12 protein-coding genes are annotated in these 16689 nt (G+C 64.3%); 9 read left to right on the top strand and 3 right to left on the bottom strand.

All coding sequences use genetic code 11. The features are described from left to right. Positions 1-98: 98 nt before the first annotated feature. The 9 genes from BX592_RS15400 to BX592_RS15360 all read left to right on the top strand — a co-directional run bounded on the left by BX592_RS15400 (position 99) and on the right by BX592_RS15360 (position 12647). On the top strand, positions 99-1139 hold the full coding sequence (locus BX592_RS15400) for a bile acid:sodium symporter family protein (protein ID WP_134192681.1): 1041 nt from the start codon (positions 99-101) through the stop codon (positions 1137-1139). 271 nt (positions 1140-1410) lie between these two features. Continuing rightward, positions 1411-3258, top strand: a complete 1848-nt coding sequence (locus BX592_RS15395) for an EAL domain-containing protein (RefSeq protein WP_134192680.1) — start codon at positions 1411-1413, stop codon at positions 3256-3258. Positions 3259-3620: 362 nt separating this feature from the next. Then, positions 3621-4607 carry a LacI family DNA-binding transcriptional regulator gene (locus tag BX592_RS15390; RefSeq protein ID WP_134192679.1) on the top strand — a complete coding sequence of 329 codons (987 nt, stop codon included), beginning with the start codon at positions 3621-3623 and terminating at the stop codon, positions 4605-4607. After that, positions 4604-5923, top strand: coding sequence for an AGE family epimerase/isomerase (locus BX592_RS15385; protein WP_134192678.1), 1320 nt, complete (start codon positions 4604-4606; stop codon positions 5921-5923). The genes BX592_RS15390 and BX592_RS15385 overlap by 4 nt, the downstream gene beginning before the upstream one ends. Positions 5924-5928: 5 nt before the next feature. Next, positions 5929-6840, top strand: a complete 912-nt coding sequence (locus tag BX592_RS15380) for a carbohydrate kinase family protein (protein WP_134192677.1) — start codon at positions 5929-5931, stop codon at positions 6838-6840. Positions 6841-6912: 72 nt separating this feature from the next. Then, positions 6913-7134: a hypothetical protein gene (locus tag BX592_RS15375; protein ID WP_134192676.1), complete on the top strand. Its 222-nt coding sequence runs from the start codon at positions 6913-6915 to the stop codon at positions 7132-7134. Positions 7135-7293: 159 nt separating this feature from the next. After that, complete coding sequence (locus BX592_RS15370) at positions 7294-7539, top strand: hypothetical protein (protein ID WP_134192675.1); 246 nt, start codon at positions 7294-7296, stop codon at positions 7537-7539. 295 nt (positions 7540-7834) lie between these two features. Next, positions 7835-8797: an ion channel gene (locus BX592_RS15365; protein WP_134192727.1), complete on the top strand. Its 963-nt coding sequence runs from the start codon at positions 7835-7837 to the stop codon at positions 8795-8797. A 214-nt stretch (positions 8798-9011) separates the two neighbouring features. Next, positions 9012-12647, top strand: coding sequence for an indolepyruvate ferredoxin oxidoreductase family protein (locus BX592_RS15360; protein WP_134192674.1), 3636 nt, complete (start codon positions 9012-9014; stop codon positions 12645-12647). Positions 12648-12686: 39 nt separating this feature from the next. Here the strand turns inward: BX592_RS15360 and BX592_RS15355 are convergent, their stop codons facing one another. The 3 genes from BX592_RS15355 to BX592_RS15345 all read right to left on the bottom strand — a co-directional run bounded on the left by BX592_RS15355 (position 12687) and on the right by BX592_RS15345 (position 16528). Further along, a complete protein-coding gene (locus BX592_RS15355) occupies positions 12687-13430 on the bottom strand; it encodes a copper homeostasis protein CutC (protein ID WP_134192673.1) in 744 nt (247 codons plus the stop codon). Positions 13431-13465: 35 nt separating this feature from the next. Beyond that, the gene (locus BX592_RS15350; protein ID WP_134192672.1) at positions 13466-14743 is read right to left on the bottom strand and encodes a sensor domain-containing phosphodiesterase; all 1278 of its coding nucleotides are present in this window, start codon (positions 14741-14743) and stop codon (positions 13466-13468) included. Between the two features lie 480 nt (positions 14744-15223). Further along, entirely contained in the window at positions 15224-16528 is a 1305-nt protein-coding gene (locus BX592_RS15345) for a solute carrier family 23 protein (RefSeq protein WP_134192671.1), read from the bottom strand. Positions 16529-16689: the final 161 nt, after the last annotated feature.

The raw sequence follows: 16689 nt of genomic DNA, 5'->3' as shown, positions 1-16689 counted from the left end.
AATCAATTCGGTAAATGAATTTGCATATTTAATCCAAATGCATGGAAAATACTGGTTTTCCCTAATGCAGCGCGTTTTCCTCGCATCGAGATTTCAAGATGGCTCGCCCGAAACTGCTTCCGGATAACTTCACGCTGTGCCTCGTCGGCACGGTGATTCTCGCCAGCCTGCTGCCCGTCCATGGGCAGGCAGCGGTGGCATTCAACTGGGTGACGGACATTGCGATCGGCCTGCTGTTCTTCCTGCACGGCGCGAAGCTGTCGCGCGAGGCGATCCTGGCCGGCGCGACACACTGGCGACTGCACGCGGTCGTGCTGCTAAGCACGTTCGCGGTATTTCCGCTGCTCGGTCTCGCGCTCAAGCCGCTTCTTGCGCCGATCGTCACGCCAACGCTCTATGTCGGCATCCTCTTCCTTTGCACGCTGCCGTCGACGGTTCAGTCGTCGATCGCCTTCACGTCGATAGCCAAGGGCAATGTCCCAGCCGCCGTGTGCAGCGCGTCCGCCTCCAGCCTGCTCGGCATCTTCGTGACGCCCGCGCTGGTCAGCGTCATCGTCACCAGTCAGGCAGCCGGTGGTGTGTCGCCGTGGCATACGGTGTGGAACATCGTGCTGCAGCTGCTCGTGCCGTTCGTCGCGGGCCAGTTGCTGCGCCCGATGATCGGCAGCTGGATTGACCGCAACCGCAACGTGCTCAAGTACGTCGACCAAGGGTCGATCCTGCTCGTCGTCTACGCGGCGTTCAGCGAAGCGGTCACCGAAGGCCTGTGGCATCACATTCCGCTTTCTGCGCTTGGCGGGCTGCTGCTCGCGTGTGCGGTGCTGCTCGCGCTCGCGCTGACGCTCACGATGTTTATCGGCAAGCGCCTCGGCTTTAACCGCGCCGACCAGATCACAATCATCTTCTGCGGTTCGAAGAAGAGTCTCGCCGCCGGTGTGCCGATGGCGAAGGTGATCTTCGCGACGCATGCGGTCGGCGCCGCCGTGCTGCCGTTGATGTTGTTCCACCAGATCCAGCTGATGACCTGCGCCGCTCTCGCGCAACGCTGGGGTGCGCGCGAAACGAACGCCCAGAAGCGCACCGCTCAGCAGAACGCAGCGGCTCGCGTAAGCGGCGGCCGGGTTGGCCCTCGACCCTGATAACACCTTCATAGCTCTCTCCCTGAATTTGTTTCCCTGAAAGCCGCTTGATGCGGCTTTCTTTTCGCCTGCCGTCGTCGTTGCGTCGTATGTTGTGTTGCGGGCGTTATTTGACCGCGCGCACACGTTTGCCGTCAGCCTGGCCAGATGGCATAGGCAAAAGCACCATTCCGTTTGCGCGGCGTTTATGCGGATTTCATGAAAATTTCATTCAAGTCTTTAGCGGCGCCGCCGATATGCCGAGAGTCCCTAGTTTGTCTGGCTATCCGCCATGTCACTTCGCCCGCCCGTCCGGTCCCATACTTCCCGTGTCGCAGATCTGATCGCAAAGCGCAGTTTGTCCGCCGTCTTTCAACCGATCGTCAAGTTCGACGGCGGCGCGATCATCGGTTATGAAGGATTGATACGCGGACCGGTGGGGTCCGATCTTGAAGCGCCGTTTGCGCTGTTCGCTCAGGCGCTCGCCGAAGACGCGGTGGTGCCGCTCGAGCGCGCCGCCGCGCACGCCTGCATCGAAGCGTTCGCGCGGCTCGAATACGACGGCAAGCTGTTCCTGAACTTCAGCGCCGGCGCGATCCGGGAGCTCGCCGACGCGCGTGATGAAACTTTCGCGCTGCTGCGCCGCTCCGGTGTCGATGCGAGCCGCATCGTGGTCGAACTCACCGAGCAAAGTGCGATTCCCGACGTCAGTAACGTGCTGCCAGCGATCGCGACACTACGCACCGCGGGCGCGCAATTCGCGCTCGACGACTATGGCACGGCGAACGCCAGCATGAATCTGTGGGTGCGGCTGCGGCCCGACGTCGTAAAGATCGACCGTTTCTTCATCCACGACATCGCGAGCGACCCGCTCAAGTTCGAAGCGGTGAAGGCGATGCAGTACTTCGCGAATGCGAGCGGCGCGACGCTCGTGGCGGAAGGGATCGAAAACGAAGCCGATCTGATCGTCGTGCGCGATATGGGCATTGGCTGCGGACAGGGCTTTTTCTTCGGCAAACCGCATGCGCGGCCGCCGCGCAAAGTCGCCAACGATGCGCGGCAAGCGATCCGCGCCGGCCATATCGCGGTGTTCCCGGAGGCGACGCGCACGCTGACCGCGTCGCCGTCGGGCGGCATGGCGTCGGAAAAGATGATGGTGCAAGCGCCCGCGTTGCCGCGCCATGCGACCAATAACGATGTGCTCGAGCTGTTCAACCGGCTACCGGATCTGCACGCGGTGGCGGTCGTCGAACGTGACGTGCCGGTTGCGTTGATCAACCGGCGCGCGTTTATGGACCGCTACGCGCTGCCGTATCACCGTGAGCTGTTCGGCAAGCGGCCATGCATGCTGTTTGCAAATGAATCGCCGGTGATCATCGAGAAATCGATGACAGTCGAACAGATGGCGAAGCTGCTTGCCAGCGACGACCAGCGTTATCTGGCCGACGGCTTCGTGATCACCGACAACGGCAAATACGCGGGTCTCGGCACCGGCGAGAACCTCGTGCGCGCCGTCACCGAGGTACGGATCGAAGCGGCACGTTACGCAAACCCGCTCACTTTTCTGCCGGGCAACATCCCGATCAGTTCGCACATTGCGCGGCTGCTCACCAACGGCGCCGGTTTCTACGCGTGCTATGTGGACCTGAATCACTTCAAGCCTTTCAACGATCAGTACGGGTACTGGCAGGGCGATGAGGTGTTGAAGTTCGCGGCCGCGGTGCTGGCGGACGTCTGCGAGCCGACGCGCGACTTCCTCGGCCATGTTGGCGGCGACGATTTTCTGATCCTGTTTCAGAGCGACGATTGCATCGACCGCGCGCAGCGCGCGATCTTCGCGTTCAACGAAGGCGCGCAGCGCTTCTACGCGCCCGACGATCGTGTCGCGGGCGGAATTCATGGCGAGGACCGGCGCGGCAATCCGACCTTTTTCGGCTTCGTCACAATGGCGATTGGCTGCGTGCATGTGCAGCCCAATAGCGAACGCACACCGCGCACCAGCGAAGACATCGCATCGATTGCGGCGCTCGCGAAACGCCGCGCGAAACATGAGTCATCCGGTTTGGTGCTGATCGATGCGCACGCGCGCGAGGCGTTGATGCACGGCCGCACCGAAGCGTCGCACGCGACGCTGGACTAGGCGCGCAGCACGCGCACCGGACCGCGCGTTTCGCTTGATCATTCGCGATCGTCTGATAGCCGGCCGCACCTCTGCGCAGCCCCAGATTGCATTTGCCGCCGCGTACTGGCGAACCGAAGCACGCGTTGCGGTCGCGCGCGCCCGAGCGCCGCGCATCCGCAACGCGTTTTACCCGCTATTTGCAGCCATCTGTTTAGCATTTTTACTAAACACGCAAATATCGGCTGAAATCGTTCATATACGGGTATTCACGCGTGCTTCGAGCGCATTTCAACGGGCTTTTTCGGCGAGTTTTACTATACAATCGCCCGAACTTGAACAAACGCTGCCGTGTCGCTTTCACGTCCGGCGTCATCACTTCGATGGCAACCACCATTCGCGACGTCGCTCGCGAGGCCAGCGTGTCGATCGGCACGGTCTCGCGTGCGCTCAAAAACCAGCCGGGCCTGTCCGACGCGACGCGCGTACGCGTCGTCGAAGCGGCGCGCCGGCTCGGTTACGACGCCGCTCAACTGCGCCCGCGCATCCGCCGGCTCACGTTCCTGCTGCATCGTCAGCACAACAACTTCGCGGCGAGCCCGTTTTTTTCTCATGTGCTGCACGGCGTCGAAGATGCGTGTCGCGAGCGCGGCATCGTGCCGTCGGTGCTGACCGCCGGACCGACCGAAGATGTGGTCCAGCAAATGCGGCTGCATGCACCGGACGCGATCGCGGTGGCCGGCTTCGTCGAGCCGGAGACGCTCGCGACGCTCGCCGCGATGCAACGCCCGCTCGTGTTGATCGACCTATGGGCGCCCGGCCTGCGCTCGGTGAATCTGGATAACGCGGCCGGCGCGACACTCGCAATGCGGCATCTGTTCGAGCAGAAGCGCACGCGCGTGGCGTTTATCGGCGGGTCGCTTGCGCACTACAGCATCGCGCAGCGCGCGCTCGGCTACCGCAAAGCGTTTTTCGAAGCCGGACTGCTATTCGATCCGTCGCTCGAAGTGACCATCGATGCGGGTCTCGACCCTGCGACCGGCGGCGCGCTGGCCATGCAGCGCCTGCTCGACGCGCCCGGTCCGCGGCCCGACGCGGTGTTCGCGTATAACGACGCCGCCGCACTCGCTGCATTGCGCACCTGCGTTGCACGCGGCCTGCGGGTCCCCGACGACATCGCGATCATCGGTTTCGACGACATACCTGCCGCGGCGCACGCGACGCCCCCGTTGTCGACCATCGCGGTGGATAAAGAAGCACTCGGCCGCAGCGGCGTCGAGCTGCTGCTCGAAGACTCGCCTGCCGAACTCGAAGTACGCCTGCCCGTCCACCTCGTTGTCCGCGCCAGTACCTCGGTGAATCCGTCATGACCCAATCCGACACGCTACTTTCCGACCCGTCGACGTCCGCGGCCAACACGCCGCCGGTCGCAAGCTTCCGCGAGCGCGACTTCCTGCTCGCGCATATCGGGCACACACTGCGTTTTTATGCGCCGAACGTGTTCGATCCGAGCGGCGGCTTTCACCATTTTCTGCGCGACGACGGCACGATCTACAACCGCACGACGCGACACCTGGTCAGCAGTTGCCGCTACGTGTTCAACTACGCGATGGCGTATCGCCAGTTTGGCGACGCGCAGCATCTCGAATACGCGCGGCACGGTCTCAGGTTCTTGCGCGATGCGCATTGGGACTCGCACAACGAAGGCTACGACTGGGAGCTCGAGTGGCGCGACGGTCACAAGCGCACGCTCGACGGCACGCGCCACTGCTACGGTCTCGCATTCGTGCTGCTTGCGTACGCGCACGCGTACATGGCCGGCATCGAAGAAGCGAAGCCGATGATCGCCGCGACCTTCGATCTGATGGAGCACCGGTTCTGGGATCCGGCCGCGGGTCTCTATGCCGATGAGGCAACACCCGACTGGCACGTCAGCAGCTACCGCGGCCAGAACGCGAACATGCATACGACCGAAGCGCTGCTCGCCGCCTATGAAGCGACCGGCCACCTTGTCTATCTGGACCGCGCGGAACGTGTCGCGACCAACATCACGATCCGTCAGGCGAAGCTGTCGCAAAGCCTCGTATGGGAGCACTTTCACGCCGACTGGTCGGTCGACTGGCACTACAACGAAGAAGACAGTTCGAACATCTTCCGCCCATGGGGCTTCCAGCCGGGTCACCAGACCGAATGGGCGAAGCTGCTGCTCATTCTCGAGCGGCACCGTCCGCTGCCGTGGCTGCTGCCGCGCGCGATCGAACTGTTCGACGCAGCGATGACGTTCGCGTGGGACAACGATCACGGTGGCCTCTATTACGGCTTCGGACCGGACTACACGATCTGCGATCACGACAAGTATTTCTGGGTCCAGGCCGAGACCTTCGCGACCGCGGCGCTGCTCGGCAAGCGCACTGGCAACGAACGCTTCTGGGACTGGTACGACGAGTTGTGGCGCTATAGCTGGGCGCATTTCGTCGATCACCGCTACGGCGCGTGGTATCGCATCCTGACTTGCGACAACCGCAAGTACAGCGACGAGAAAAGCCCTGCGGGCAAGACCGACTATCACACGATGGGCGCCTGCTATGAAGTGCTGATGCACGCGCTGCCCGAGCGCGAGGCCGCACTGGAAGCCGCGGACGCGAGCGCGCCGGACGCCAACCCTCTGAATCGAACCGCACGGTGAGCACCATGACCGCCAGCACTGAATTACCCGTTTTCGTCTCGGCCGGCGACATTCTGACCGACCTCGTACGCACCGGCGACTCGCACTGGCTGTCGCGCCCGGGCGGCGCGGGCTGGAACGTCGCGCGCGCGGTCGCGCGGCTCGGCTTGCCGACCGCCTGCGCCGGCTCGCTCGGCACCGATTGCTTCTCCGACGAACTGTGGGAAGCGAGCGTCGCCGCCGGCCTCGACATGCGCTTCATGCAGCGCGTCGACCATCCGCCGCTGCTCGCGATCGTTCATCAAACGCATCCGCCCGCGTACTTCTTTATGGGCGAGAACGGCGCGGATCTCGCGTTCGATCCGCGACGGCTGCCGGACGGCTGGATGTCCCAGGTCAAGTGGGCGCACTTCGGCTGCATCAGCCTCGTGCGGCAGCCGCTCGGCACGACCCTCGCAAACCTCGCGGCTGAACTGCGCGCGCGTGGCGTGAAGATCAGCTTCGACCCGAATTACCGCAATCTGATGGAGCACGGCTACGAGCCGACGCTGCGCAAGATGGCCGCGCTCGCGGATCTGATCAAGGTCTCCGACGAAGACCTGCGTCTGCTGTTCAAGACCAGCGAAGCGAATGCGCTCGACCAGTTGCGTTCGATGAATCCGGACGCGGTCGTGCTGGTGACACGCGGCGCGGACAAGGCGACGCTGATCGACGGCGGGCTGATCGTCGAAGCGGCGCCGCCGCGCGTCGAAGTGGCGGACACGGTCGGCGCCGGCGATGCGTCGATCGGTGGCCTGCTGTTCAGCCTGATGAGCGCGCCGCAACGCAAGTGGAACGAGCATCTCGCGTTCGCGCTGGCCGCCGGCGCGGCCGCTTGCCGGCATGCGGGCGCGCATTCGCCGACCCTCGACGAAGTGGTCTCGCTGCTCAACGACTGAGTCGCGCGCGCCGGTCTGAAAGCGATCAAACGGCGTGCTACGATGGAATCTCCTTCCTGCAGGAGAGGCATCATGGAGGACGTCACCTACACCAAGGGACTCTATACGGCCACCGCAAGCGTGCGCCCGGTAGACGGTGGACGCTATCAGGGCGTCGTCGCGCTCGAACGCGACGAAGGCGACGAGACCGAGAACACGGTCTACGAAGTCGACAGCGTATCGGCCAGCTCCGAAGAAGCGCTCGAAGAAGCGAAAGCGCTTGCCCATCGGATTCTCGGCGAAATCGAACTCTAGCGGGCGAACGCGGCGTGCGTTCGCGGCGTGCCGCGTCCTGTCCCGCCTGATTCGCGTGATTTGCCGCAGCGACGATGTGTGCACTCGCATCGAACTTCGAGCGACCTGACATCGATTCGTCTGCACGCGACTTGTCGTGCTCAACAGGCGGAGGCGAACATGACTGAACCGCTTTTCCTCTACGGCGTGTACTCGATTCACGTGCGGCCACTCGCGCTGCAGGGCGCCCGCTGGGACGCCGAGTACGAAATCCGGCATCGCGATCACGCGGTGCAGCGCTGGACGACGGTCGGCGGCGACACCGGCTATGCGACCGAAGCCGAAGCGGTCGAATCCGCGCATCAGCATGCGGTGGCGGATATCGACCACGGCGCGGGCATTCCGAAGCCGCGTGCGTTTCCGTGAAGTGCGCATGGCCGTGCGAACCGGCTGAACATAGAGCGCGCGGCGCCAGCTGATTGCCGCATGTCGCCGCGCACGCCGTCGTTGCCGCTGTACGCGTGATGGTTGGCACTGCGCCCGCTCGCGTGGTGGCCGCGCCCCGCCGTTGTCCGTGGCTGCCGCCCCACCGCTGTGGTCGCCCGTCCGCCGTTGTCGTCGCTACCCCCGCTGTAATCGCCGCCGAGCGATCACACAAATCCATCTGACGCCTATGCGTCGCGTGCTACGCTTTGCGCGTTTTCATATCCCCGAGGATGCGATGGCGCGCGGCACGTCCGATCGGCCAGACGAGCCGAACTCTCCCCGTCAACGCAGCGGCCGGCGCTCCGAAAGCGTCCGGATCGACCGCACGTTGCGCGTGCGCGCGCACACCATCGTCACGCACGGGCTGCCGATGCGCGTCTGGCACGACCTCTATCACCGCGCGCTGACGATGAAGTGGCCCACCTTCTTCGCTTCGCTCGCCGCGCTGTTCCTCGTGCTCAACACCGCGTTTGCATCGCTTTACATGCTCGGCCATGATTCGATCGCGAATCAGAATCCACACGGTTTTATCGGCGCATTTTTCTTTAGCGTCGAAACCCTCGCGACGGTCGGCTATGGCGACATGCATCCGCAGACCATCTACGCGCATCTGGTCGCGACGCTCGAAATTTTCGTCGGCATGTCGGGCATTGCGCTCGCCACCGGGCTGGTCTTCGCGCGTTTCTCGCGGCCGCGCGCGTTGATCATCTTCGCGCGCCTCGCGGTCGTGCATCCGGTCGAGGGCCGCCCGACGCTGATGGTGCGCGCGGCCAATGCGCGCCAGAACGTGATCGCCGAAGCGCGCGCAAGACTGCGCCTGATGCGCGTCGAGACAACGCAGGAAGGCTACCGGATCCGGCGAATTCTCGATCTTCCGCTCGTGCGCGATCAGCATCCGCTGTTTGTGTTCGGCTGGAACCTGATGCATGTGATCGATGAGCAGAGCCCGCTATTCGGCGCGAACACCGAGTCGCTCGCAAAGCAGGACGCGGAACTGCTGCTGACCATCGAAGGCTCCGACGAAAACACCGCGCAGACGATGCAGGCGCGATATTCGTGGCGCGCGAGCGATATCCGCTGGCAGCACCGTTATGTCGACATCATTCGCGAAGAGGGCAACGTCAGTCACGTCGACTACACCGAGTTCGACCATGTGCTGCCGTTCGAGCCAATGCCGCCCGCTGGTGCCACCCGCTGATGCCGCCCAACGCGCCGCCCGCGTCCCGGCAGATTTATCTCAAAAATAGCGGAATTCGCCTCGGTCATCGCGCCGCCGTGCCGTGATCGCGCAAACTTAGTAAAAATTTTTTCTGTTTCAGGCGGAAAAATAGAGTCTCTTTCGTCGTGCAAATGTTGGGCCGATTACGCAGAACATCACGCAAAATCGGCCACGCGTGTAACAAGGAGACTCCATGACCGCCCGCCTGCCTGCCGATCTCGCCCACGGCACGCCCGCGCTCGCCGACTATCGGCTGTCCGACAATCTCACCGCGACGCGTGGCCGTATTTTCCTGACCGGCACTCAGGCACTGGTGCGTCTCGTGCTGATGCAGCGCGCGCTCGATCACGCGCAAGGGCTGCATACCGCCGGCTTTGTCAGCGGCTATCGCGGCTCGCCGCTCGGCATGGTCGATCAGCAATTGTGGAAAGCGGGCAAGCTGCTCGCCGCCAACGACATCCGCTTTCTGCCGGCGATCAACGAAGAACTGGGCGGCACCGCGGTGCTCGGCACGCAGCGCGTCGAAGCCGACCCGCAGCGCACCGTCGATGGCGTGTTCGCGATGTGGTACGGCAAAGGCCCCGGCGTCGATCGCGCGGGCGATGCGCTGAAGCACGGCAACGCGTACGGCTCGTCGCCGCACGGCGGCGTGCTGGTGGTCGCGGGCGACGATCACGGCTGCGTGTCGTCGTCGATGCCGCATCAAAGCGACTTCGCGATGATCGCGTGGCAAATGCCGATCGTGAATCCGTCGAACATCGCCGATATGCTCGAGTTCGGACTGTACGGCTGGGCGTTGTCGCGTTTTTCGGGTGCATGGGTCGGCTTCAAGGCGATCTCGGAGACGGTCGAGTCCGGCTCGAGCGTCGACCTCGATGCGCTGCGCACCGACTGGGCCGTCTGCACCGGCTTCGCGACGCCGCAGGACGGCCTGCACAATCGCTGGCCCGATCTGCCGAGCCTCGCCATCGAAGCGCGCCTCGCCGCGAAGCTCGACGCGGTACGGCACTTCGCGCGCATCAACAGCATCGACAAGTGGATTGCGCCCAGTCCGCATGCGAACGTCGGCATCGTCACGTGCGGCAAGGCGCATCCCGATCTGATGGAAGCACTGCGCCGCCTCGACCTGAGCGTCGCGGATCTCGACGCGGCCGGTGTGCGGATCTACAAGGTCGGCCTGTCGTTTCCGCTCGAAATGACGCGCATCGATGCGTTCGTCGGGGGTCTGTCGGAAGTCCTGGTGATTGAAGAGAAAGGCCCGGTGGTCGAGCAGCAGATCAAGGAATACCTGTACAACCGGCAAAGCGGCGCGCGGCCGATTGTGGTCGGCAAGCACGCGGCGGACGGCACGCCGCTACTGTCCGCGCTCGGCGAATTGCGGCCGTCGCGTATTCTGCCGGTGTTCGCGAGCTGGCTCGCGCGCCACAAGCCGGCACTGGACCGGCGCGAGCGCGTCGTCGATCTGGTCGCGCCGCAGATCCTGTCGAACGAAGCCGATGCGGTGCGACGCACACCCTACTTCTGCTCCGGCTGCCCGCACAACACATCGACGAAAGTGCCGGAAGGCTCGATCGCGCAGGCCGGCATCGGCTGCCACTTCATGGCGTCGTGGATGGAGCGCGATACGACCGGGCTGATCCAGATGGGCGGCGAAGGCGTCGACTGGGCCGCGCATTCGATGTTCACGCGGACGCGCCACGTATTCCAGAACCTCGGCGACGGCACTTACTTTCATTCGGGCATTCTGGCGATCCGCCAGGCAGTCGCGGCAAAAGCGACGATCACCTACAAGATCCTCTACAACGACGCAGTCGCGATGACCGGCGGACAGCCGGTCGACGGCAGCATCTCGGTGCCGCAAATCGCGCGGCAGGTGGAAGCGGAGGGCGTGTCGCACTTCGTCGTGGTCAGCGACGAACCGGAAAAGTACGACGGCCACCACGGGCTCTTTCCGAAGGGCACGACGTTTCATCACCGCAGCGAACTCGACACCGTGCAGCGGCAATTGCGCGATATCGACGGCGTCACGGTGCTGATCTACGACCAGACTTGCGCGGCCGAAAAGCGCCGTCGCCGCAAGAAAGGCGAATTCCCCGATCCGGACAAGCGGCTCTTTATCAACGAAGCGGTATGCGAAGGCTGCGGCGATTGCGGCGTGCAGTCGAACTGCCTGTCGGTCGAGCCGGTCGAAACGCCGCTGGGCCGCAAGCGCCGCATCGATCAGTCTTCATGCAACAAGGACTATTCGTGCGTGAACGGCTTTTGCCCGAGCTTCGTCACGATCGAAGGCGCGGCGCTGAAGAAGGCCGCGGGCGTCGCGTTCGACGCGGCAGCGCTGGCGGCGCGCGTCGATGCGCTGCCGCAGCCCGCCACGCATCTCGATGCGGCGCCGTACGACATCCTCGTGACCGGTGTCGGCGGCACCGGTGTGGTGACGGTCGGCGCATTGATCAGCATGGCCGCGCATCTGGAAGGCAAGAGCGCGTCGGTGCTCGATTTCATGGGGTTTGCGCAGAAGGGCGGCTCGGTGCTGTCGTACGTGCGTTTTGCCGCACGCGACGAATGGCTGAACCAGGTGCGCATCGACACACAGCAGGCGGACGTGCTGCTCGCGTGCGATATGGTGGTCGGCGCGAGCGCGGAAGCGTTGCAGACGGTGCGTCACGGACGCACGCGCATCGTCGTGAATACGCACGCGATTCCGAATGCGACGTTCGTACGCGATCCGGATGCGAACCTGCACGCGAGCGCGCTGCTCGACAAGATGCGCAATGCCGCGGGTGACGAACGGCTGTCGTCATGCGACGCGCAGGCGTGGGCGACACGTTTTCTCGGCGATACGATCGGCGCGAACATTCTGATGCTCGGCTACGCGTGGCAACTCGGACTCGTGCCCGTGTCGTTCGCGGCGATGATGCGCGCGATCGAATTGAACAACGTCGCGGTGCAGATGAACCAGCTCGCGTTTTCGATCGGACGGCTCGTCGCCGCCGATCCGGCATCGCTCGAAACGTTGTGGCAGCAACGGCACGCGGGCTCGACGCCGCAGGGCGTGGCCATGGATAGCACAGGCACGCTCGACGCGTTGATCGCCGATCGCGAGGCGCGTCTCGCCGCGTACGGCGGTGCTCGCACCGTCACGCGTTACCGCACGCTCGTCGACGCGGCGCGGCGTGCCGAGCGCCGCGCGTGCGGCCAGCCCGACTTGACGGGCGAGCGCGTGACCCGCGCCGTCGCGACGACGTTCTATCGCCTGCTCGCGGTGAAGGACGAATACGAAGTCGCGCGACTCTATGCGGACCCGGCGTTCCGCGCGGCGCTCGAAGCGCAATTCGAAGGCGTCGCGGGCAAGGACTTTCGCGTGAAGTTCAATATGGCGCCGCCGGCACTGTCGCGTGCGCCAGGCCGCGGCGGTGCGAACGCGCAGCCGCGCAAGCGGACGTTTGGTCAATGGATGTGGCCGGTGCTGCGAGTGCTGGCGGCATGCCGGCGGCTGCGCGGCACCCCGCTCGATCCGTTCGGACGTACCGCCGAGCGCCGCATGGAGCGGCAACTCGCCGACGATTATCAGACGACGATCGAACGCGCACTGACGATCCTCACCATTGATACCGCGGAGGACATCGCGAAGCTCGCGGACTTGCATGCGCGGGTGCGCGGCTATGGTCACGTAAAACTCGCGAATCTCGCGGCGGTGAAGCGTAGCGAACGGGAACTGGCGGCACGGCTGAAGCTCGATGTCGCGACCGGCGCGGCCGTGCAGCACGCGCTCGATCAGGCGAAGGGCGCGGGTGTACTAAAGGGGATTCCGGTTGTCGTCGCGAGGTGAGTGCGGGCGCTGATACGGGATGCCCATGTGATCATGCGCTCATGTAGCCGCATCAGCTGCCCCATCGAGTAACGCTCTCGCCTGCGCGACCTTACACGGATCGATCGGAGCCGCGCTATCGCCGCCCACTCGCACGCCGCTGCCGAAATGCACCGCGCGCACGCCAGTCGCGGCGACGAAACCCGCCAGCGCATCGACCGTCAGCCCCGCGCCGGCCAGCACCGTGCAATGCGTTTGTCGAGCCTGTGCGACCAACGCGCGGACCGTCTGCTCCGCGAGCAATACCGACCGCGCGCCGCCCGAAGTCAGCACATTCGTCACCGTGTCGAACCCGAGCAGCACGTCGAACGCGCGCGGCAAATCGCGCGCCTCATCGAATGCGCGGTGAAACGTAATCGGCAGACCATCCGCCGCATCCACCGCGCGCGCGAGCCCATCGCGATCGATATCGCCCGCTGGCGTCAGCATCCCGATCACGATGCCGTGCGCGCGTGCCGCCGCAATCGCGCGCACATCGCGCAGCATCACCGCGTAGTCATGCGTGTCGAACACGAATGAGCGGCTATGCGGCCGCACAATCACATTCACCGGAATGCGCACCGCCTGGATGACCGCTTCGACCATCCCGATGCTCGGCGTGAGACCGCCTTCGCCGAATGCGGTGATCAGTTCGAGCCGGTCCGCGCCGGCTTGCTCGGCGGCTTGCGCATCGGCGAGCGTCGTTGCGATGACTTCGAGCAGAATGCGCTTTTCAGCGCGGGCTTTCGCAGAAGATTCAGGCATCGCACGCACACGTCGTTATCGAAAACGACATGATGTCAGAACCGCTCGTCGTCGAACCAGTCGATGTCGCCGCACAACACGCACAGGCGGTCGCCAACATGCGCCGCGACCGACAACGTCACGCATGGCACCGCTTCGTTGATCGACAGATACGGCCGCGTCACGTGCACGCGCCCCGGATCCGCAATCGCGCTGCGGAAGTACGGGCGCCTGAGCCAGTTCGCGCCTTGCGCGTCGGTCAGCGGTAAATAGCGTGTCTCGTGCGCTGCGCGGTCCGCGCGCAGCACCACGTTGCGGCCGGCTTGCCGTCCTCGCGCATCGAGCAGATAGCAGCGCGCCGCATCGTCGAGCGCGAGGAAGTTCCAGCACACTTCATCGAGCGGCTCGCCGGCCGCAAGCCGCTCCGCCGCGCGCTCGAACGCGCGAAGGTACGGCGCGAGCCGGTTCGTCATATGCCGCTCGCGGGCTTCGGTAAGCGACTGGTGGCGCTCGCTGAGTTCGCCAATACACTGCGCGGCGTGTGCGCTATCCGCAGGCCCCGGCGCCGGCCGGCCAAAGTAAAACCCCTGCACGAAATCGACGTCGCATGACAGCGCCAGATGCGCTTCATGCTCGGTCTCCACGCCTTCGATCAGCACCAGCTTGCCCGCCTCGTGCAGTAGCGCGACGAGGCCCGGCAGAATCGCGGCGACATCCGCGCGATGCGCGGCCTGCGACAACATGATGCGATCGAGCTTGACGATATCTGGATTCAACTGCCAGATGCGCTCGATATTCGAGTGCCCGGCGCCGAAGTCGTCTAGCGCGATCAGGAAGCCGCGCTCGCGGAACTGGCGTACCGCTTCGGCAAGACGTTCGACATCGTCGGTGCCCTGCTCGAGCACCTCGAGCACGACACGCCGCGGCGACAGATCGAGCCGCGCGAGGTTGGCAAGCAGCGACGCCGAATGATAAGGGTCCGTCAGTGCGCCCGGATGCACGTTCAGAAACAGCCATTCGCGCTCGGCGCCGAGCAGCCGGAAGTTTTCCATATGCAGCGCTTGCGCGAGCCGGTCGACATGCAGCACATCGCCGACCCGAGCCGCTTCGCCGAATACATCGACTGGCGAAACCGCGCGATCGAACGCGTCGTGCGCGCGCAGCAAACCTTCGTAGCCGACCGCGCGCATATGCGACAGGCTGAAGATCGGCTGAAACACGCTCGTCAACGTGAGCCCGCTGTGCTGCACCGAGTAGCGCTGCAGCCCCGAAGCCACACTCAATTCGAAACCATGCGGCGCCGCGGCCGTTCTTTCCTGTTGCGCTGTGATCATCCATTCCTCTCACGCGAAGCGAAGCTGTATCCGCCACGGACGCGTTCCGGCGGCCCGTTATCGAATGTGCAATGTCATCTCATGTTAAGCAAGCTCCATGCGCACGGTAGCGCACTATCGTGCATGGTTCGCGATGACGCTTGCACCGGCCGTAAGGTTAGCGTGTCGAGCATGGGGCGCGACGCACTGCGGCGGTGCGTCGCGCTTGCGTGATGAATAGGCGCGACTTGCCGCCGGTGTGCGAGATGTGCACTTCTACAGATTAGGCAGGCTGCCGCTGGCGGCAACCAGGGATCGCGGCAGGCTCGGCGATGCGGCAACATAAATGAACCAGCGCGAACCGGCGCGAACACCGCGAACAAGCCGGGCAAGCCGGAAACCGGACAAGCGCAAATAACGGCAACAAGCAGGACCGTTGCAGGATCAAGCGCGCCCCGCCAGGACGAGGCGGAAGCAAAGCCAATCGCACGACCGCGAACGTCAGACTACCGGCTCCTGCGCGGGCCTGCGGCGGAGCAACGCATAGAGAATGATCGCGCCGAAGGTCGCGGTGCCGATTCCGCCGAGCCCAAACGCACCGATCTTCAGCGAGAAGTCGCCGGCGCCGAGCACGAGCGTCACCGCGGCGACGATCAGATTACGGTTGTCCGAGAAGTCGACCTTATTGACGACCCAGATCCGCGCGCCGGTCACCGCGATCAGACCGAACACGACGATCGATACACCGCCCAGCACAGGCCCAGGAATCGTCTGAATCACAGCGCCAAATTTAGGAGAGAAGCCAAGAACAAGCGCGATCACCGCGGCCATTACGAACACGAGCGTCGAGTAGATCCTGGTGACCGCCATCACGCCGATGTTTTCCGCATACGTGGTCACGCCGGTGCCGCCCGCGAACCCGGAGAGCACGGTCGCGAAGCCATCGCCGATAAATGCGCGGCCGATATAGCGATCGAGGTTTTGCCCGGTCATCGCGGCCACCGCCTTGATATGGCCGAGGTTCTCCGCGACCAGAATGACCGCGACCGGCGCGAGCAGCGCCATCGCGTGCGGAACGAACACCGGCGCCATGAAGTGCGGCATCCCCCACCACGGCGCATGCGCGACGATCGAAAAGTCGATCGGCGTGCCCATGCCCAATCCGTTCGCGACGATCGCGTAGATCACATAGGCGATCAGCAGGCCGACGAGAATCAGCAGCCGCTGCACCATGCCATGCGCGAACACCGCTACCGCGCCAACGCAGACCACGGTGACCAGCGCCATCCATGCATCGAACGCGGTCGCGCTGACGCTTCTCACCGCGATCGGTGCGAGATTCAGGCCGATCACCGCGACGATCGAGCCGGTCACGACCGGCGGCATCAGCGTTTCGATCCACGCGGTGCCCAACGCCGCAACGATCGCGCCGATGATCATGTAGACCACGCCGCACGCGATGATCCCGCCCAGCGCGATCGGAATATTCGGGTTCGGCCCGTGTCCGGCGTAACCCGTCACCGCGATCACCAGCGCGATAAAAGCGAAGCTCGACCCAAGGTAGCTCGGCACGCGCCCTCCGGTGACCACGAAGAACCACAGCGTGCCGATGCCCGACATGAAAATACACAGATTGGGATCGAAGCCCATCAGCAGCGGCGCAAGCACAGTCGAGCCGAACATCGCGACCACATGCTGAACACCCATCGCGAACATCTGCGGCAGCGGCAAGCGCTCGTCGGTTGCGATCACGCGACCGTCGCTGCGTTGCTGAAGGCGCCAGCGGGGGAAGTAGGAATCGGCCATGCGGGGTTCTCCTCTCTATACGGCGTGAATGTTGGTCTGGTTATCGCTTGCGCCGCGTCGCTGAAGCCGCGTCACTTAAGCATCGATCGGCCGCATAGGACGGCTGAGCTACGCGCGAGTGTACGGAGAGGTAATTGCACTGACAAGGCAGGTAACTTCGG

Source organism: Paraburkholderia rhizosphaerae (assembly GCF_004366595.1).
In the GTDB taxonomy this organism is placed as follows: Bacteria; Pseudomonadota; Gammaproteobacteria; order Burkholderiales; family Burkholderiaceae; genus Paraburkholderia; species Paraburkholderia rhizosphaerae.
Note: the sequence above shows the minus strand (reverse complement) of the source record. Positions and strands in the feature narration are given on the sequence as shown.

What these genes read in the sequence shown, in the direction of transcription:
- BX592_RS15400 (WP_134192681.1), top strand. Translation starts at nt 99, where the DNA reads ATGGCTCGCCCGAAACTGCTTCCGGATAACTTCACGCTGTGCCTCGTC.
- BX592_RS15395 (WP_134192680.1), top strand. Translation starts at nt 1,411, where the DNA reads ATGTCACTTCGCCCGCCCGTCCGGTCCCATACTTCCCGTGTCGCAGAT.
- BX592_RS15390 (WP_134192679.1), top strand. Translation starts at nt 3,621, where the DNA reads ATGGCAACCACCATTCGCGACGTCGCTCGCGAGGCCAGCGTGTCGATC.
- BX592_RS15385 (WP_134192678.1), top strand. Translation starts at nt 4,604, where the DNA reads ATGACCCAATCCGACACGCTACTTTCCGACCCGTCGACGTCCGCGGCC.
- BX592_RS15380 (WP_134192677.1), top strand. Translation starts at nt 5,929, where the DNA reads ATGACCGCCAGCACTGAATTACCCGTTTTCGTCTCGGCCGGCGACATT.
- BX592_RS15375 (WP_134192676.1), top strand. Translation starts at nt 6,913, where the DNA reads ATGGAGGACGTCACCTACACCAAGGGACTCTATACGGCCACCGCAAGC.
- BX592_RS15370 (WP_134192675.1), top strand. Translation starts at nt 7,294, where the DNA reads ATGACTGAACCGCTTTTCCTCTACGGCGTGTACTCGATTCACGTGCGG.
- BX592_RS15365 (WP_134192727.1), top strand. Translation starts at nt 7,835, where the DNA reads ATGGCGCGCGGCACGTCCGATCGGCCAGACGAGCCGAACTCTCCCCGT.
- BX592_RS15360 (WP_134192674.1), top strand. Translation starts at nt 9,012, where the DNA reads ATGACCGCCCGCCTGCCTGCCGATCTCGCCCACGGCACGCCCGCGCTC.
- BX592_RS15355 (WP_134192673.1), bottom strand. Translation starts at nt 13,430, where the DNA reads ATGCCTGAATCTTCTGCGAAAGCCCGCGCTGAAAAGCGCATTCTGCTC.
- BX592_RS15350 (WP_134192672.1), bottom strand. Translation starts at nt 14,743, where the DNA reads ATGATCACAGCGCAACAGGAAAGAACGGCCGCGGCGCCGCATGGTTTC.
- BX592_RS15345 (WP_134192671.1), bottom strand. Translation starts at nt 16,528, where the DNA reads ATGGCCGATTCCTACTTCCCCCGCTGGCGCCTTCAGCAACGCAGCGAC.